Genomic DNA, 19,713 nt, shown 5'->3' on the forward strand with positions numbered 1-19,713 from the left:
CCGCAGATAGGTATCCACTCTTACTCTAGAAGCCAACTAACCCTTTCACCGCCTCATGAATGTCAGGATGGTAGGTGACGCCAAATAGACAAAAGCGACCACAAGAGAATTTCATGCTTAAAAAACTTTTGCGGTTGATTCTTAAGGCTCCATCTCACGCTGCCGTTTCGGGTGGATGGGTTCCCTTGCTTCAAACTGCACTATCGGTTATCAGACAAGAGGGGCTTGGCGGGTTTCTTGTGAAGCTCAATCGGCTGCTTGGTTTTCCCTCGCAGGCCGGACGCAGCACCGAGCGTGCCAGGAGCGTGGACGTCCAGAGATTTAGTGCTGCGGAGGCAGCAAGCCTGGCGTCGGCACTGGTTTTTCAAAACCACGCCAACCCTCGCGTCTCCATCGTCGTCCCGGTCTTCAACCAATTCATACTGACGATCGAATGCCTGGCGGCAATCAACCGCCACCCTCAGGGGACATCGTTTGAGTTGTTGCTGGTCGATGATGCGTCCACGGATGAAACACCGGCCGTGCTTTCCTCCATTGCTGGATTGCAGTATTTGCGAAATCCGTCAAATCTCGGCTATCTGCATTCCTGCAACTCCGCGCTTCGGCTCGCCCGCGGGGAGTATGTTTATTTTCTAAACAACGATACCCAGGTTCAGAAGGAGTGGCTTGACCCTCTGGTGGCAAGGCTGGATGCGATGCCCAATATCGGCGTTGTCGGCTCCATGTTGCTTTTCCCCGATGGCCGACTGCAGGAGGCTGGTGCCAGACTCATCAAACCAGTTGATAACGACCAGGGCGAATTGATTGGGGAGTTAATTGGCCTGGGATGTGCCACCTCCGACCCCAGCTACCAGTTTGCACGCGAGGTTGAGTACTGCTCTGGTGCCAGCTTGATGGCCAGGCGGGACCTGCTGACCGCGGTGGGTGGACTGGATACCCGATATGCTCCGGCATATTTTGAAGATGCAGACTTGGCCTATTCGGCCAGGCGGGCGGGATACCGTGTTTATTACGAGCCGCAATCGGAGGTGGTGCATCATTTGAGTGCCTCGGTGAACAGTAATTCAGATCTCAAGAAAACCCTTGTCGCACGAAACGCCAAGACATTTCTGAACAAGTGGGATCACGAAATTACCTTGAGCCGACGTATTCGCTCGATCGCCTTCTACCTACCCCAATACCATCCCACACCGGAAAATGACGAATGGTGGGGCAAAGGCTTCACTGAGTGGACGAATGTGACAAAGGCACAACCCAATTTCGCCGGCCACTACCAGCCTCATATACCCAGTGAACTTGGGTTCTATGATTTACGCATCCCGGAGGTAAGAGAGCAGCAGGCCAGCCTGGCCGGGGAATATGGCGTCTCCGGATTCTGTTATTACTACTATTGGTTCAATGGAAAACGTTTATTAAGTCGTCCATTGGACGAAATTCTGGCTACAGGTCAACCGGATTTTCCGTTCTGTCTTTGCTGGGCCAACGAAAACTGGACGCGCACTTGGGATGGACAAGACAGTCATGTTTTGATCGCCCAAAATCACAGCCTGGAAGATGACATTGCCTTTATTCAGAGTTTATTCCCGGCGCTGAGGGACAGTCGTTATATCCGGATCGATGGAAAACCCTTAATCCTGGTGTACAAAGTCGCCTTACTTCCCGACGCCGCCCGGACCGTGCTCGCATGGCGAGATCAATGCCGGGTAGCCGGGATCGGTGAAATCTATTTGGCATGCGTCCATAACAGCGCAAACCCGGCCCTTAACGCGGACCCAGGAATGATAGGTTTCGATGCTGCAATTGAGTTTCCACCGTCGGGCAGGGGAGTGATTAACTCGCCTCCCCGTCAACTTCTGAACGTGAAGTTCCGTGGACTATGTTACGACTACATTGCCACAATGAAGAAGTTCATGCATGCGAAATGCCCTCCATACATGTTCTTCAGAGGGGTGATGCCTTCCTGGGACAACACCGCCAGACGACAGGACTCTGGACACATTTTTCTGGGAAGCAGCCCGCAAGCATATGCTCAGTGGCTTGAAACCGCCGCCGAGTGGACTGCACGCATGCATGTAGGCGATGAACGCCTCTTATTCATCAATGCATGGAATGAATGGGCCGAGGGAAATCACCTTGAGCCGGATAGAAAAAATGGACGTGCCTATTTAGAAGCCACGCGTACGGTCATGCAAAGACATAACCGATGAGGCCGATGAAGACCTTCACGTTATGGCTGCGATCACTGTCAATACGACTGTCCTCCGAATGGCAGCGATTTGGTGGTTTACGCGCTCTTGCCCTCAGGTTAGCGGCAATACAGCGCGCGGAGGGCTGGGCTGGAATTCAAAAAAGGCTGCTCCGTTTGACGGCACGGGGCCCCAGATCTGCAACCGACGAAAATACGCATCCCGGAAAGACTGGAGAAAAGCGAGCGGACACCGCACCTGAGGAAATCACAGCCCCGGGCGTGCTGCTGATCGGGCATCCCCATGCTATTCTGGGCGTTGGCGAGAATCTTCGCGCTATTTCGCTGGCTCTTGGCTCGTCGGATATTCCATTCAAGATATGCAATGCGTTCGGGCCTCACTCAAAGACCAATGCCTTGCTACAAGATTTTTCATATCACGAGCAAGCTGCCGCCCTAAATAAAAAACACGGCACGAATCTGTTTTGCCTCAATGCCAATGAGATGGACATGGCGCTCAGCTATCTCGGTTCTGAGGTATTCGACAAGTCCTACAACATAGCATGTTGGATGTGGGAACTCTCAGAGTTTCCCGATAGGTGGGTCGGTAATTTCCGCTATGTACAAGAAATCTGGGCTCAATCCCGCTTCGTACAGGAGGCAATTGCAAGAAAATCCCCGGTACCCGTCATCTGGATGCCACAGGTGGTAGAGCCGGGAGCTGCCGACCCTGCGGTTGCACAAGCACTGGGGGTTCCGAAGGATGCGTTTACTTTTCTATTTTTTTTCGACTTTACATCGCATGTAGCACGAAAGAACCCGAGGGCGGTCATTGATGCTTTCAACCTCGCCTTCAAAAACAGCGCCGATCGTTCTGTAGCCTTGGTTGTGAAAATGAACGGCATGGACAAATGCCCCCATGAATACCGAACCTTCATAGACAGCGTACGCAACCAGGATACGCGCATCATTTTTATTGACAAGGTACTTAGCGACCGTGAAATCAAGGGACTGATTTGTGGCTGTGATGTCTTTGTTTCACTACATCGATCCGAGGGTTTTGGCCGCGGAATTGCGGAGGCAATGTATTACGGCAAGCCGACGATAGCGACGGGATACTCTGGCAACATGGATTTCACGAACTACTTTAATAGTTGTTTGGTTGATTACCACTTTGTGCCAGTCCGGAAAGGTGAGTACCCTTTTTGGAAGGGTCAATTTTGGGCCGAACCGGATATTCAACATGCAGCCCAATGGATGCACCGTCTCCATCAGGATCGGCAACTATGCCAATCTATTGGGGGACGCGCGGCGGAAAGCATTCGCGCGACGCACAGTGCGCATGCGGCAGGTATGCGTATGCGGGACAGACTTAATAAAATCAGCGCGGAAAAAATCTGAGCCGAATTCAAGAGAGTGTGATCTGAGAAATTTTCTCACTCTTGCCGGGAAGCTTTGAACGGCGATTTAAAAGTCAAAGGCTATTGCTCTTATCTGATAGCAGGCAATCCATGTTTGAACAGCATTTTTAACTTCCAGGGCAGCCAGTGGAATGGACGGAGAAAAGACGCAGTGCTACTGTTCCTCTTTTCCTGAATTTCATACCTTAAAGTCAGCAGCTTTTTTCGCACTCGCCACAACGCAGCTGGTATCGGGGCATATATTTCCCGCCACGGTCTGGGACTGCGTTTCAGCGCGGTCAGCACAACGCCTTCAATGCAAAGACTGCTTAGGTGCAAAGGCAATACGACAACTAACAGCCAAAAAGGGTAGCAAAGAATCATCACGAACGTCTTGTTCCGTTCTGATAACGCCCGTCGTCGGTAGTTTGTGACCAAGCGTCCCGCCATGGCCTTGCCCCCACCAAAACTCGCTCCGACTCGGTGTCCATAGCCCGACTGTCCGAGCGCGCGGACAGGATAGCCCGCCAGTCGCGCCCGGCAACAAAGATATAGGTCTTCACCAATACTGCCGAACCACTCCGGAAATCCGCCGAGTTCCTGCCATAGGGCCCTCGGAATCCACAGGCAGGCGCCCATCACCATCCCAACCTCACTTCGATCCGGGTTTCGGTTTGGAATCGGATTGAGAAAAGGGTCCAGGAAACTACCGATGTCCAGCAGTTCTCCGCTGTCAAGTTCATACTGGGCCAGACTGAGAATTGCGGGTCGATCAAGGCGAGTCGCCTCCGCGAGCAAGGTCAGCAAGGCATCCGGATAAAGCACGGCGTCGTTGTTGAGCAATAGCAGGTACTCGCCGCTGGCCTCGGCTGCCATGCGATTGTTGGCGACGCAAAAGCCAACGTTTCTCTCGCTGACAATCAGCCTCGCCTCCGGGTAGTGGTCTCTGATATAGGCTACTGAGCCGTCGGTGGATGCATCGTCATGAATCAGAATTTCGACCACGAACCGGCCTTTCTGCTCCATCACTGAACGCAGGCAGCCATCAATCATTTCCATGCCGTTGTAGTTGGCGATGCAGATCGAACAGATGGGCGTATCCATTTTCGGCCTCAATCCATTTTTTCAGTGGCCATTGCCCTAGCCTGCACTCGGAAGTTGTCTGGGCGGTTTTCTTGCTATCAAAAGGTTGTCATCTCGAAACGATTTTGGCTCACCGAACAGGCACGCCGAAAGCCGTCTCTTGATATCTTCAATCGTCCAGAATCTCACATAAAAGAGGGAGTGCCGACCCTGAGCGGCAACCGGGGCCACCATGAACTTGCCGTTAGCGGCAAGGCAACGCTGCACGTTGCTCATGGCGAAATCAAGCTTTTCCTCGCTCACGATGTGTTCAATCACGTCTATCATCAAAATCAGGTCGAACTCACCATCCAGGACGTCGGCCGTGATGTCTCGGCGAATGAACTGAAACCCGGGGAAGCGCGCCGTCAGTACGGGAAATAATGCGTCGGTAATATCAAGACCCAAATAACGAGTGGCGCCCTGCTCCTTGAGCAGCCCGGTGTAGAAACCGTTTCCGCAACCGATCTCCAGCACACGAGCACTTGCAATATCGATTCCCTCCATTCGGCACAGGTCAAGAAAATCCGCAGAGGCCTTTTCATACATCACCTGGTTATTCTGCTCTGACAATCCCTCGTCTCCCACGCCTTTCAAGGAAGTGCCGTACCGCGTGAACCTGTCACTCCAGTACCGTGCGGCGTCATAACCGTCCTTGGTGCGGTATTTCATCGGAGCCACAAGTGTTTTGTAGAAGGCCCGGCGAAGGAAACCAAAGGGGTCCTGTCTAAATTTGCCGATAGCTGTTTGCAGGGTTGTCTTCATAATGCATGGCGTGTAGAACAAAATACTTGGCGGTGAAGGCTTTTCATGGATGTATCGAAATCATTGTCGTCCGGTCTCGTCTAACTCGTCAAACAAGCGGCCATAGCGGGCGGCAACACCATCCCAATCGAAATGCTGCATGACGTGCGCCCTGCCGCTGCGCGCCTGCTGCCGCCGTAGACGAGGCTCCATCAATAGCTTGACTACAGCGTCGGCGATGGCGGCGGGGTTTTTCTGCGGCACCAGCAAACCGGTATCGCCGTCGATGATGACATCGCGTATCGCCGGCAAATCAGAAGCCACTACGGGGCATTCACACGCCAATGCCTCGACAAGCACCAAGCCCAGCCCTTCCTGGTCACCTTGGGCTGTGACGATGGATGGGGCCACAAAAACTGTTGCTCGCCTATAAAGCTCGGGAAGATCTGAATTCGGAAGGGCTGCCCTGAACGTGACGGCATACCCGATACCAAGGCGATCAACCTGCTGCTTGAGTGCATCTCCAATGGGCCCATCGCCGACAATACTCAGTCGCGTTCCGGGCTGCCGACGAATAATTTCGGGCATGGCGGCCAGTAGAAATGGGATGCCCTTCTTTTCAACCAATCGCCCGACAAACAACAGCTCCTTGTCGGCGCGTTCCGTGGAGGAATTGGGAGTAAACAAGGTTTGCGCATCGACTCCCATGGAGATCGTGTTCAGTTGATCAGGTCTTGCTCCCAGCGAGCGTGCGCACGCTACCATGGCGCTGCTAACCACCGTGATCCGTGAAGAACGGCGGATGATCCATTTTTTTATCCGTGTCAGCAGCCAGCCATTCAAACCCAGCAGGTCACCCCCATGCGAAGTGCAGAGCAGAGGCGGCATTTTTCTCACCAGCAGACCGGCAATGACCACGCTTAGCCCTTGCGGAACCAGCCAATGGGCGTGAATGAAATCAATCTGTTGCCGGCTCAGGAGCCGGCACAGCGCAGCAACTTGCGCTGCAAAAAAGAGGGGCAACAGGCAGAAGCGCCAACGGTTTTGCTTCAGGTTTGCGAGAATTCCCCCCTGATAGGCGAGCTTTTCCCAGCGCGGAAAGGCGTAGGAAAAGCGGACGACCTCAATACCAGCCATCATCTCGAACCGTTCTGCGCCATCGGCATGGGGAGCCAGGACAAGAATTTCGAACTTATCCCCAAGCCTGCGGGCCAACTCGAAAACAAACGGAGGCTCGCTGTCACCTTGCCAGCGCGGAAAAGTGGAGGTCAGAACCAGCACCCGTTTTTTTGTCCCCATTTTTCAGGTCCTAATCGGCATACACCGACGGCGCGGCCCGCCCGGTGGGACGCTGCAAGCGCCAATGGGAGGGTGCTTTTAGGCAGTCGACTGCCCAGGCGGGTAGTTCAGTGGCACCAATGAACAGCACGCTTTCGGCCGGTGCGCCCCTCCAGCCCGAACAATTACTGGCGTGGGGTGAATAGATTTTCCCTCCCGTGAGATAGCGGAGATGAACCGCCCGGTAGTCCGTCAGTATCAACGTGGACGGATCGATGTTCGCGAGGTTGTCGGTCAGCGCTCGACTCGAAACAGAGGTGTTCCTCATGTCCCGGTATCCAAGGCCGAAGGTAGCGCGCCAACGAGGCACACCATCCGACGAATAGTTCTCGTGAGTTCTGTTAGCCTGCTGCAGACCGGTATTAATTAACCAACCAAGCAACATAACTATCACTATTTTTTTCAGATCCCAGAAGCGATCGGCAAACGCAGCATCGACTGCCGGAATCAGGGCGAAAAGAAGAAAGGGCCCAGCCACGGCCAACATGCGCAGATCCAGGTCCACGTCTGCTTGAGCTTTTCTTGCGTACAGCAGAAATAGCAGGTAGCCCGTGGCCCAGACGATTGGCAGCCATATTTTCGGCGGGCGAAGCCACTGAAAACCACGGCGCCGAAAAGCTTTCACGCCCAGGATGGCAACCGCGACAAGAATTGGAATTTCAAGATTTGCCCTGAGCACCATGCTGAAGGCAAAGAATGAATGTTCAGCCAGATCGATGATGGCAGCCGCATCCTCAAAGCCCCGCTCCATCCTCGACACGCCACCACGGGTCGATCCGGAGATGTTGCCGGCCAGCTGCCAATTGCGAAGCCACAAGGGCAAAATCAATATGACGCCCAGCAGCATCGCACCTGCGGCATGCAAAACCCGCCGCCAGAACGCCGCGCCCGATGCCAGCAACACCGAGACACCAAGTATCGGCAAGAACGCCACGCCTGCGTACCGGACCCAATTGGCAATTCCCACACAAACAGCTGCAACGGCCAGCCAGATAAGTTCCTGTCTGGATGTCCGGTATTTCCAGAATGCCGCATAAGCCATCAGCAGCAGGGGAATAAACAGTGTCTCGCTCCATGCATGGCCGTAAACGACCATGTTGCCAGGCGTGAAGGCATTCACCAACGCAATGACCGCGGCAATGGAAGACCGCCCAGTGACCATCATGCCTACCCAGAATATCGTCAGCGTGGTCAGAATCAGTAACACCGGATTCAACAAGGAAGGCACGTCGTCAATATCAGCATGCCCCACGCTCATGATCAATGCCCACAGCGCCGGATAAGCGGGTGGCCAGTTAAGCAAAGGCACGGACTCGGGTACCGGCGTCGCGACATTGCTTGACTGCATCGGACGGCCGGCCACGAAGTTCACCGCCACGTCCGGGTAAGTCAACGAATCCATCGTGTACGCAACCCGGCCACCTGCCGCATACTGCATGAGCCCCAATACCATCGCGACAACGGCCAGAGCCAGCGCAATCGCAGTCAAGCCGCGTGAAGGAGCGAGACGAAGGAGGTGAGCAATCATAGGGGAGGAGTTCCGAGGAAATTCCTCAAAATTTCATTGCCTCGAGGCTTCACTATTTTCCTTCTTGGTCGCTGCTATCAATATCCTTGTAATGCAGCGCGGAAATCTGCTCGGAAACGATGCCGATAAGAAAAGTGAAAATTGCGGAGAGAAACAACAGCGCGCTCATATTCGTGAAACGGCCGGCAGTCAGGTAGGTATACAGATAGTAAGCAAGCCCCGTCAGGAAGAAACCTCCGCTGATCGGAAGGAAAAGTTTCTGCGGCGAAAAAAGCGTTCCTATCTTGATGATGATCAACAGGAACCGCAAGCCGTCGCGCAAGGGATGAATATGGCTGGCGCCATTCGCCCTGCGGGGTGAGTGGATGGGGACATAGGCCACACCGTAACCGGCGCGGAAAAAACTCATGGTGATGGTTGTGGGATACGAAAACCCATTCGGCAACAGATACAGGAACTGGCGAAACCGGGCTGCTCGAACCACCCTGAATCCCGAAGTCAGGTCGGCAATCGGCTGCATCACCATCCAGCTGGCGAACCGGCTAAAAATGTCGTTGGCGGCCGCACGGTGCAGGCCGGCCTGCGAGCCCGCCTGCCGCGCGCCCACCACCATGTCGTAGCCCTTGTTGAACTCCTCGAGCAGGCTCGGAATGTCTTCGGGCTTGTGCTGGCCGTCGCCGTCCATGAACACAATCACCTCGCCCCGCGCCGCGCGAGCACCGGTTTTGATCGCCGCGCCATTGCCTTTGGGGTAGGGATGCCTCAGGTGCGTGACACGGGACTCGAGGCATACGGCAGCCGTGCCGTCAGTCGACCCGTCGTCGACAACAAGTATTTCGGCATCCGGCAGGAGCGCAACAAGCTGGGGCAAGATAGCGCGCAAATTTGCCGCTTCATTTCTGGCGGGGATGACAACAGAGATTTTGATTGTGTGGGTCATTGAAAGCCTGGGCGGTTCGCGTAACTGTCGTGTCACCTTATTTTGCTGCCAGCAGTTCGTTGATTGTTTGCCGTTCTTCTGCCGAAAAGCTCTCGCCTTGCAACTCGAGCAGCAAGCGCCGCGCCTGCTCTCGCTCCCCTGAAATGAGCAGCAGCTGTGCCCATTTGAGGCGGTTGCTCGGATTGCCAGGGTTCAGCGCCAATGATCTTCCAAGGGCCATGCGGGCTGCCGGACCATCGCGCTCGCGCAACCACAAATAGTCTGCATGCCAGGAATGCAGGATGGACTGTACCGCAGGCGAGACATCGGGATTGGCAAGAGCGGCCGCGAACAAGCCGTCAACTTCGGCCCTGCCCAGGCATGCCGTACCCGCAATGGCCATTGCCTTGAGGCTGTAGAGCGCGCCGCTGTCGCCCGGTGCAAAGCGTGTTTTACGCAAGCGGCGGGACAGCTCGTCAATCTCGGTCCGTTCCACCGCATTTTTGGCCTTGCAGTCCAGCTGGATCAAGCCAAGCAAGCTCATCTTGAAATTCGGATCGACTTCGGTGGCTGCCGTATAGTGCCCACGGGCGAGAACGTAGGTTCGTGAGTCCGGCAAAGTGGCGTCCGGCAAGTCGGACAGCACGAGCCCCGCTTCATGCCGGGAGCGGGCCGAGGCCGGGTGGTGCAGGGCTTCGATCTGGGTACGCCGCAGCTCATCGCCGAACTGGTTCGCGCGAAGCCCCGTGACAAAGGAAGAATAGACCAGAGCTAAGCCCGCAAGCAAGAGGCCCGCCGTTCTGTGCTGCCGCGGGCCCTCCAGCGCGCGAACCAGTGCCCATGCGGCGACCAGCAAGACGCCCAGCAGAGGAAGGTAGTTGCGATGCTCATGGGCAAGTTCCAGCGGCAGCACGGTGGATTCCAGGCTGTGCCCAATCAAGAACCATGTAATCCCGAAGGCTGCGAGTGGCGCGCTTTTGCGGACCCGCCAAGCCAGCCAAGCCAGGCCGGCCAGCCCGAGCAGCGCCGGCAAAGTCGTCCATGGTGAGAACAGGCCCGTGGAAACGGCGATATCGTCGTGGTACAGGCCAAACGGCCCTATCCGCGGTGCAACCATCAGGCCGAGATAGAACCACAGTATCCGCCCCTCTGACAGCAGCCGCTCAATAAGCGAGAACGGGCGAAGATCGTAGCCGGCCCACAGCCATTGCGCACGCCCCAGGAGTACATACACTGCCCCTCCCGCCAGCAAAAAACCTGTCACAGTAATAAAGCCACGACTAAAACGGTCCAGCTTGCCGGATGAGGCTCTGCGCAGAATCACCTCCCAGGCAAGTACAAACAGAGGCAAAAGCACGCCTGTTTCTTTGCTGAGAAAGGACAGCGGCCAGAAAATCGCCCACGCCAGCAGGATCCAGGCGGCACCAGTCTGGCCACCTCGTTCCCGTCCGCCTATATGAAGCAGCAGGGCGGCGAGAAGAAAAAAAGCGGACAAGCTCGTCATGCGCTGCACCACGAGCAGAACAGGAAGAAGCTGGATAGGCTGCAGCAGCCACAAGGCAGTCACAGCGCCGGATGCGATCAGCGTGTTGCTTTGTTTCGCCGCGGACGTGGCGGTGGTCAGGATGCGGTGCGCCAGGCAAAACACCAGGAAACCACAAGCCAGGTGGATCGCAAGATTGGTCGCCTTGAACACAAACGGATTGAAACCGCTGAAATAATAATTGAGCGCAAAACTCAGTTGGGCTACCGGACGCCCGGAAGGGCCCGCGCCGCCGCTCAGGAGCGCTTGATGAATCGACTCCAACGAAAGGTTTTCCAGGCGCACGCCTTGCGCAAAGAGGATGCTGGGTCCGTCATCGAAAAAGAAGCCTCCCTGCAAACCTGGCCCATAAACGGCCACAAGAACTGAACCGACGACGAGTGCAGCCAGCGCAATAATGTGCGAAGTTCGCATGGAAATGGAGAGCGTAGAGGCAAAGAAAAAAGCCCCTTGGCGAAAGGCCAAGGGGCTTTTTTGATACTTCAATCGATCAGAAATCTTTGCAAGAGCTTGGCAGGTACTTGGCTTCGACGGGGCTGGTGCCGCCGCCGCAGCTCCACTTCACCTGGCCGGTAGTCGTGTCATTAACTTGGCCACGCAATACCACCGTCTTGCCGGAAGCACCGGTAGGCAGGCCAGCGGCGGATTGGGTAATCACGATGATGTCACCCTGGGTGGAAGATGTGCCGCTATAGGTCACGGAAGCCACATACTTCGAAGTTTGATTTTGCACACCCATGGACAGTGCCGACAGCGTCATGGTGTTCTTCTGTGCGTAGGTTTCCGCGACGGCCGTACGGCCAGAGGAACCGGCCAGGATCACTTCAGACATTTTGGCGCGAACCATGTAGTCCTGGTAAGCAGGCAAAGCCACGGCGGCCAGAATACCGATGATCGCGACAACGATCATCAATTCGATCAGGGTAAAACCCTGCTGGAGGGAACGTTTCATAAAAAACTCCTTAGATGAAAAGCAATAAAAACCAAAAAGGCCTTAGAACTCAGCAGTTTTCATGCCAGTACCTGCCCCCTCTTGAACACCATGTTCCTGCCATGGAGATCGCTGGGAAAACAGGGTTTCTGGCGCAGTTTTTGTCACCTTGAATTTTTGACGTGACACTTTTGTCACGTCAGAATTGGCGGGCTCCGACCGTTTATCTAACCCGCTGAATCACCCAACGCGTCATCTCGTCCGCGTAGTCTGCTGGAATACCGGCATCGAGAAGCGTCCATTTGAAAACGTTCCCAAGCTGGGCTTTCTTGTAGGTGTTCAATTTATGCTGTGCCTTGAATTGAACAATCTGCACCGCCATTTTCTCCAAGGTGTAATCGACTTTTTTGGCAAATTCCTTGTCCTTCTTTTCCGCTACCTTGGGAATTTTTTCCAGGAAAAACCGCGCAAGAGACGCGCCGAATTTTTTTGCCTCGCCGGCGTCAAACCAAGCCAATGCCATATCGATCCCTGATAGTGTTGCTCGTGCGCTGATTATAGAATCAGCAACGTTTCGCACCAAAGACCAAGCGCTGACGCTTTAGCCGGCGCTTGATTCACGCAATCCCGGCCAGCGCCAGCAGCCTACAAAGTCAGCGAACCATGGGCCTTTTTGATCGATTCGCGTCACGCATAAGCATCCCCCCAAAATCTACCAGCGACGCGGCTTCAGGTTCCGGCCTGGAAGCCGGGCAGTGGCTGGACAAGGGCCTGTTGCTCGAGCAACAGGGCCAAATTAACGAGGCTTTAAGCTGCTACGAATCGGCTGTCAGGCTGGCGCCGACGCTCGCGCGGGCCCATTTCAACCGCGGCAACATTCTGCTGGACCGCGGCGACGCTCAGAATGCATTGGACGCCTATCTGGAGGCCATCAAGCACAAACCGGATTCGGCCGCTGCGCATTTCAACATCGGCAACGCCCATCTACGCCTTGGAGCACCAGAAGCCGCCGTCGCGGCCTACCGGCAGGCCCTGGCGATCAAGCCTGATTTTGCGGATGCCCACGCCGCGCTTGAGTTGGCGCTTGGGCTTGAGTCCGATCAAGTCGAGGCCTATTTCCATCAAGGCCTCGCCGAGCAGAATCTCGAGCGGCTCGATCATGCAAAAGCGCTCTATCGCCAGGCCCTGGCCATCAAGCCGGATCACATAGCTGCTTGCAACAACCTCGGCAGCATCTTGCTTCGCGAAGGGAAGGCCGATATGGCCGCTCCCTACTTCCGGCGTGCGTCCGAGGCGGATCCCACGAACGCGGCAACGCAGATGAACCTCGGTGATGCCCTGAAAGCCCTTGGGCAGATTGAGGAAGCGCTTGACAGCTACCGCCGGTCGGTGGAAGCCGGACCCGACGACGCAGCGGCACTGGTTCGGCTCGGTAATACACAAGGAGACCAAGGCCAGCTGAGGGAGGCCATCACCAGCTACCGCCGCGCATTGGAAATTGAGCCCGACAACGCCGAGGCCAACCTGAACCAGGGTGTCGCCTTGCTGGAGCTCGGACACCTTGATTCCGCGGAAAAGTGCATCCGTCGCACCCTTGAGATCGAATCTGGCTCGGCGGAAGCACATAACAACCTGGGCCTCGTCATGCGGAGACGGCAGAACATGGACGCCGCCTTGGTTTGTTTTCAAAAAGCATTGTCCCTTCGACCCAAGTTCGCGGAAGCGCATGTGAATATTGGCAGCGTGTTGCAGGCACTCGGGCAAATTGATGCCGCGGCACAAAGCTATCGTCAGGCGCTGGACATCGCCCCCGATTCCGCCATCGCGCACTCCAACTACGGTAGCGTATTGGAGCAACTCGACAAACTCGAGTTGGCCGAGGCAAGTTTTTTTCGGGCACTGGAAATCAACCCGGAGCTTGCTCAAGCCCACAACAACCTCGGCATGCTTTTTAGCCGCACCAACAGACTCGCCGAATCTATCGCGAGCATTAAGCGCGCCATCAAAATCAAGCCCGATTACACTGATGCCTACGCGAATCTCGGCGGTATCCTGAAAGATATGGGCCGCCTTGCCGAGGCAGTGAAAACCCTGCACCGGGCACTTGAGATTGATCCGGATAACGTCCTGACGCACAACAACCTGCTGTTCATTTACAACTACGTGGCCGACCTGCCGGCCGAACAGTTGTTGGCGGACGCGAAACGTTTTGGCGAAGTCGCCGCGCGCTTGGCCCAGCCGCGCACGCATTGGCAAAACCCACCCGATCCCCAGCGGGTGTTGCGGGTGGGCTTTGTATCCGGTGACCTTCGCGACCATCCAGTGGGGTGTTTCCTCGAAGGTGTGCTGGCGGCGCTGATATCCCGCACTGGAGGCAGGCTGGAGCTGTTCGCCTACCCCACCTTTACCTGCGACGATGAGACAAGCACGCGGTTGCGCGCCTACTGCAAAGGCTGGCATTCGGCGGTCGGCCTTTCAGACGAAGCCTTGGCGCAGCGCATCACGGAACACGGCATCGACATCCTGGTTGACCTGTCCGGGCATACGGCGCACAACCGGCTGACAATGTTCGCATGGAAGCCGGCGCCCGTGCAACTTACCTGGCTTGGTTATCTGGCAACCACGGGCCTGACGGCTATCGATTACGTCCTCGCGGACGCATGGACCCTGCCAAAAGAAGAAGAGGCTTATTTCACCGAAAAGATTTGGCGTTTGCTTGATAGCTATATCTGCTTCACGCCCCCAGTCCATGGTGCCTTGCCCGGGCCGCTTCCGGCTGTCGACAACGGCTACGTCACCTTCGGAAGCTGCAACAATTTGACCAAGATGAACGACGATGTCGTGGCTCTTTGGTCGCGCATATTGCAGTCCGTTCCCAACAGCCGCCTGCTCCTCAAGTCGACGCAACTTCACGAGGATGCTGTGCGGGAAGAGGTCATTGGACGGTTTGGCGCTCATGGCGTTGAAGCGGAGCGATTGATATTAAAGACGCCTGTCCCCCGCGGCGAGCATTTGACGACGTATCAGGAAATGGACATCGCACTCGACCCGTTTCCCTATCCCGGCATCACCACCAGTGTCGAGGCCCTGTGGATGGGTGTGCCGGTGTTAACGCTGGCCGGTGAGCACTTTTTATCGCGCCAGGGCGTCGGCCTTTTAATGAACGCCGGTTTGCCCGAATGGGTCGCCGCTGATCCACAGGACTATGTTGCTCGCGCGGCAGCGCATGCGAATGATCTGCAGGCCCTGGTCGCGCTGCGAAGCGATCTGCGCCGGCGGGTATTGGCCTCTCCCATCTTTGACGCCCCCCGCTTTGCAGAGCATTTCGAGGCCGCGCTGCGTGAGATGTGGCACATCTGGTGTGCCCAATATCCCGACACTACACTGCAAGGTTAAAAAGGCAAATGGCGCTGTTTGATCGTTTCTTGAAAGCGCCATCCGGGCCTGCCAACGCCATCGAAGATGCGACCGCCTCAAGTCGAAGCGAAGCGGAACGCCTTCTAGAGGAGGGTATGACGCTTGAAGGCCGGGGACAATCAGAAGAAGCCTTGAAGCGTTACGAAGCGGCAATTGGGCTGAAACCCGGGCTGGCGCGCGCCCACTTCAATCGCGGCAACATATTGCTGGACAAGGGCGATGCGACAAGCGCGCTGGCCGCCTATGAGCGCGCCATAACATACAAACCAGACTCGGCAGCAGCCCACTACAACATGGGTAATGCCCACCTGCGCCTGGGAAACACTGGCGAAGCGATCGCCGCCTGCCGCCAGGCCATTGCCTTGAACCCCGATTTCGCTGACGCCCATGTTGGCCTCGGAATAGCGCTTGGAAAGCTTGGAGAGCATCGCGATGCGATAGCAAGCTACAGGCAAGCCGTGCAGATCAAGCCAGGCTCCGCAGAGCTGTATCACGCCTTGGGCCGCGCCATGATGGAATCCGGGGAGGCCGAAGAGGCGATCGCCAGTTTGGATGCCGCTCTGGCACTCGATCCTGATGATGCACAGGCCCATCACAGCCGCGGGATTACCCTTCAGGACCTTGGGCGGTTTAGTGAAGCCATTTCCAGTTATCGACGCGCGGTGGAAATCCATCCCGGCCTGATGGAGGCACACGGCAATCTCGGAAGTGCGCTTAAAGAGCTCGGCAAGCTTGACGAGGCCATCGCCTGTTATGGCCATGCGCTCAAAATTAACCCCGCTTCGGCCGAAACGCATTACAACCTCGGCCTGGTCTTTCAGGAACAGGGGAAACTCGAACAGGCAGCCGCGTGTTATCAGCGTGCCCTGAGAATACGGCCCGACTATGCCCCGGCGCATAACAGCATGGGGACCGTGTCAGGTCGTCTAGCACAGCACGAGAAGGCGCTGGAACATTTCCGGCGAGCAATAAAAAGCGAACCCGACAACGCGGATGGGCATCTCAACCTCGGCATTGCATTGGCAACGATCGGCCAATCCAAAGCTGCCATCGCGAGCTTTCAGCGCGCACTCGACATACGACCCGACAGCGCGGACACCCACGTTGGCCTGGCCAACGCCCTGAAAGACCTGGGTCAGTTTGAACCGGCGCTGAGCAGCGTATGCCGCGCGCTAGAGCTGGATCCGGATTGTGCCTTGGCACACAACAACCTGCTGTTCATTCATAACTATTTGGCGGATCAGCCTGCCGCGCTGTTGCTGGCATACACACGCCGCTTTGGGGAGATGGCCGCGCGGCTGGCGCCAGCCTATACGAAGTGGCCGAATCCGCCCCACGCCGGGCGGAGCCTGCGCGTGGGTTTTGTATCCGGCGATCTGCGTGACCACCCGGTGGGCTATTTTCTGGAAGGCGTACTGGCGGCTCTCGCCTCGCAGGCCTCCGGGCGGCTGGAAGTGTTCGTCTATTCCAACAACAGTGGTAGCGACGAAACCAGCCAGCGCCTGCAGGCGCACTGCACGGGCTGGCATATCGTCCAGCACCTTTCCGATGACGCCTTCACCCGGCGAGTCCGGGACGATGCCATCGATATCCTGATCGACCTGTCCGGCCACACGGCGCACAATCGCTTGCTCGTGTTTGCCCGGAAGCCAGCCCCTGTACAGGTCAGTTGGCTGGGTTATTTCGCTACAACCGGCCTGGCCGCCATCGACTACTTCATCGCCGACCCCTGGACGCTTCCGCCGGAGCAGGAAATCAATTTCAGCGAACAGATATGGCGCCTGCCGGAGACCCGCCTTTGTTTCACGGCACCGGCCGAGGATGTGGCGGTCGGTCCTCTGCCGGCGCTGGCAAATGGTTACGTGACGTTCGGGAGCTTCAACAACCTGAGCAAAATGAACGATGCCGTGGTGGCGCTGTGGGCGCAGGTCTTAAATGCGGTGCCGGACAGCCGCCTGTTTCTTAAATACCAGCAACTCGGAGAAGCGTCGGTGCGGCAAAGCACGCATGAACGCTTCGCCGCGCACGGCATCAAGCCCGAGAGATTGATTCTTGAAGGGTACGTTCCCAGGTCAAACTATCTGGCGACTTATCAGCGGGTGGATATCGGCCTTGATCCTTTCCCATTTCCCGGAGGCACCACCACAGCGGAAGCCTTGTGGATGGGCATCCCTGTGTTGACGCTGGCAGGCGAGAGGTTTTTGTCCCGCCAGGGCGTCGGCATGCTGATGAATGCCGGCCTGCCCGACTGGATCGCCACCAATACCGGCGATTACCTGGCGCGCGCGGTATCGCATGCCGGCGATGTGCAACGCCTGGCCGTTTTACGGAATAGCTTGCGAAAGCAGGTCCTGGATTCACCTGTCTTTGACGCGCCCCGTTTTGCGCAGCACTTTGAGGCTGCGTTGCTCGGTATGTGGCACAAATGGTGCAGCGAGAATGCCGGCACACCGCCGCCCGCTTAAGGCGAAATGGGACTATTTGACCGCTTCCTGAAAGTGCCCGCCGAATCTGCCGGTGGCACTGAAGACTCGACTTTGATTGCCCATAAGGAAGCGGAACGCCTTCTTGAGGAGGGCATTGCACTTGAAGACCAAGGGAAACTGGAAGAGGCCTTGGCGCGCTACGACGCGGCGATTCGCCTGAAACCCGAACTCGCACGCGCCCACTTCAACCGCGGCAACATATTGCTGGACAAGGGCAACGCGGCAAGCGCGCTGGCCGCCTATGAGCAGGCCGTAACATACAAACCAGACTCGGCAACAGCCCACTACAACATAGGCAGTGCTCACCTGCGCCTGGGAAACACCGGCGAAGCGATCGCCGCCTGCCGCCAGGCCATTGCCTTGAAACCCGATTTCGCCGACGCTCACGTCAGCCTCGGGATGGCGCTTGGCAAGCTGGGAGAGCATCGCGAGGCGATAAGCAGCTACAAACGAGCCGCACAGATCAGGCCGGACTCAGCGGAACTGCATCAAACGCTGGGCCGCATGATGATGGAATCCGGGCAAGCCGAGGAGGCGATCGCCAGCTTCGAGACCGCTCTGGCACTCAACCCCGCTTCGGTTGAAACGCATCGCGACCTCGGTTTGGTTTTTCAGGAGCAGGGAAAACTGGAGCAGGCAGCCGCGTGTTATCGGAGGGCCCTGGAAATCCGGCCCGACTATGCGCCGGCGCATAACAGCATGGGAGCCGCGTTAGGTCACCTTGGACAGTATGAGAAGGCGATGGAACATTTCCGGCGAGCGATCGAGATCGAGCCGGGCGGTGCAGATGGACACCTCAACCTGGCCATTACGTTGGCGGGCCTTGGCCAACTCGATACCGCTATCGCGAGTTTTCAACGAGCGCTGGAGATAGATCCCCACAATCGGGATACGCACCTTGGTCTTGGCAATGTGTTCAAAGACCTGGGGGAATATGGGCCCGCGTTGCAAAGTGTTCGCCGAGCTCTGGAACTCGATCCCAAGTGTTTCCTGGCTCACAACAACCTGCTGTTCATCCATAACTACATTGCCGGCCAGCCGCCTTCACTTTCGTTTTCGGACGCACAGCGTTTCGGCGAGATGGCGGCGCGGTTGGACCAGCCCTATACCGACTGGTATAACCCCCCCAACCCTGATCGGTGCCTGCGTATAGGCCTGGTGTCCGGCGATCTGGGCGACCATCCGGTTGGTTATTTTCTCGAAAGCGTTCTGGCCGCGCTATCCTTACAGGCATCCGGCCGGCTGGAGCTGTTCGCGTATTCGAATCGCGAAGATGAGGATGCGACGAGCAAACGCCTTGGAGCTCATTGCAAAGACTGGCATTCGGTCGCGCGGCTCTCCGATGACGCGTTGGCCCAGCGCATCCGCGAAGATGGCATTGACATGTTGATTGACCTCTCCGGACACACAGCGCGCAACCGGCTGGCCATTTTTGCCCGGAAGCCGGCGCCTGTACAACTTACCTGGCTCGGCTATCTGGCAACCACAGGCCTGAGCACCATCGATTACCTTATCGCGGACGCATGGACTCTGCCCGAGGAGCAAGAGGCTTATTTCACCGAAAAGGTTTGGCGCTTGCCTGACAGCTATATCTGTTTCACGCCACCAGGCCATGATGCCTTTGTCGGGCCGCTTCCCGCGATCAGCAACGGCTACGTCACCTTTGGAAGCTGCAACAATTTGACCAAGATGAACGACGAGGTCGTGGCTCTCTGGTCGCGCGTACTACACGCCGTCCCTAACAGCCGCCTGCTCCTCAAGTCGACGCAGCTTCACGCGGCTTTTGTGCGGCAAAAGGTGATTGACCGGTTTGGCGTGCACGGCATTGACGCGGAGCGGCTGATACTAAAAGCCCTGGTTCCGCGCGGCGAACACTTGATGACGTATTGCGAGATGGATATCGCTCTCGACCCGTTTCCCTATCCCGGCATCACCACCAGTGTCGAGAGCCTGTGGATGGGCGTTCCCGTACTGACGCTGGCTGGTGAGCGGTTTTTGTCACGCCAAGGCGTCGGCCTGCTGATGAACGCCGGACTGCCCGAGTGGGTAGCGAAAGACCCCAACGACTATGTCGCCCGTGCGGTCTCGCATGCCGGTGAC

At 56.7% G+C, this 19,713-nt stretch carries 13 protein-coding genes; 5 read left to right on the top strand and 8 right to left on the bottom strand.

What is annotated here, in order from left to right:
- Positions 1–113: 113 nt before the first annotated feature.
- Both AC1D1F_RS21050 and AC1D1F_RS21055 read left to right on the top strand, forming a co-directional pair.
- The gene (locus AC1D1F_RS21050) at positions 114–2,207 is read left to right on the top strand and encodes a glycoside hydrolase family 99-like domain-containing protein (RefSeq protein WP_477700824.1); all 2,094 of its coding nucleotides are present in this window, start codon (positions 114–116) and stop codon (positions 2,205–2,207) included.
- Between the two features lie 5 nt (positions 2,208–2,212).
- A complete protein-coding gene (locus AC1D1F_RS21055; RefSeq protein WP_477697410.1) occupies positions 2,213–3,586 on the top strand; it encodes a glycosyltransferase in 1,374 nt (457 codons plus the stop codon).
- Positions 3,587–3,675: 89 nt separating this feature from the next.
- On the opposite strand, the gene AC1D1F_RS21060 is transcribed toward AC1D1F_RS21055, so the two are convergent.
- The 8 genes from AC1D1F_RS21060 to AC1D1F_RS21095 form a co-directional block, all read right to left on the bottom strand.
- On the bottom strand, positions 3,676–4,689 hold the full coding sequence (locus tag AC1D1F_RS21060) for a glycosyltransferase family 2 protein (RefSeq protein WP_477679299.1): 1,014 nt from the start codon (positions 4,687–4,689) through the stop codon (positions 3,676–3,678).
- Positions 4,690–4,725: 36 nt separating this feature from the next.
- On the bottom strand, positions 4,726–5,472 hold the full coding sequence (locus AC1D1F_RS21065; RefSeq protein WP_477697409.1) for a class I SAM-dependent methyltransferase: 747 nt from the start codon (positions 5,470–5,472) through the stop codon (positions 4,726–4,728).
- A 60-nt stretch (positions 5,473–5,532) separates the two neighbouring features.
- Entirely contained in the window at positions 5,533–6,750 is a 1,218-nt protein-coding gene (locus tag AC1D1F_RS21070; protein ID WP_477697408.1) for a glycosyltransferase, read from the bottom strand.
- 10 nt (positions 6,751–6,760) lie between these two features.
- Positions 6,761–8,317: a hypothetical protein gene (locus AC1D1F_RS21075; protein ID WP_477678035.1), complete on the bottom strand. Its 1,557-nt coding sequence runs from the start codon at positions 8,315–8,317 to the stop codon at positions 6,761–6,763.
- A 52-nt stretch (positions 8,318–8,369) separates the two neighbouring features.
- Complete coding sequence (locus AC1D1F_RS21080; RefSeq protein WP_477678036.1) at positions 8,370–9,257, bottom strand: glycosyltransferase family 2 protein; 888 nt, start codon at positions 9,255–9,257, stop codon at positions 8,370–8,372.
- A 37-nt stretch (positions 9,258–9,294) separates the two neighbouring features.
- Positions 9,295–11,244: a tetratricopeptide repeat protein gene (locus AC1D1F_RS21085; RefSeq protein WP_477678037.1), complete on the bottom strand. Its 1,950-nt coding sequence runs from the start codon at positions 11,242–11,244 to the stop codon at positions 9,295–9,297.
- Positions 11,245–11,269: 25 nt separating this feature from the next.
- Positions 11,270–11,731 (bottom strand): pilin, encoded by a 462-nt coding sequence (locus AC1D1F_RS21090; RefSeq protein ID WP_477678038.1) that lies wholly within the window; start codon positions 11,729–11,731, stop codon positions 11,270–11,272.
- A gap of 202 nt (positions 11,732–11,933) precedes the next feature.
- The gene (locus AC1D1F_RS21095) at positions 11,934–12,233 is read right to left on the bottom strand and encodes a hypothetical protein (RefSeq protein WP_477678040.1); all 300 of its coding nucleotides are present in this window, start codon (positions 12,231–12,233) and stop codon (positions 11,934–11,936) included.
- Positions 12,234–12,373: 140 nt separating this feature from the next.
- Between AC1D1F_RS21095 and AC1D1F_RS21100 the strand changes: the two genes are divergently transcribed.
- The 3 genes from AC1D1F_RS21100 to AC1D1F_RS21110 form a co-directional block, all read left to right on the top strand.
- Entirely contained in the window at positions 12,374–15,106 is a 2,733-nt protein-coding gene (locus AC1D1F_RS21100) for a tetratricopeptide repeat protein (RefSeq protein ID WP_477700825.1), read from the top strand.
- 8 nt (positions 15,107–15,114) lie between these two features.
- Positions 15,115–17,592, top strand: coding sequence for a tetratricopeptide repeat protein (locus AC1D1F_RS21105; protein ID WP_477678478.1), 2,478 nt, complete (start codon positions 15,115–15,117; stop codon positions 17,590–17,592).
- Positions 17,593–17,598: 6 nt separating this feature from the next.
- Positions 17,599–19,713, top strand: a 2,115-nt coding sequence (locus AC1D1F_RS21110; RefSeq protein WP_477700826.1) for a tetratricopeptide repeat protein, incomplete at its 3' end; no start/stop codon positions are given.

This window comes from Polaromonas sp. P1_H6 (genome assembly GCF_056405195.1).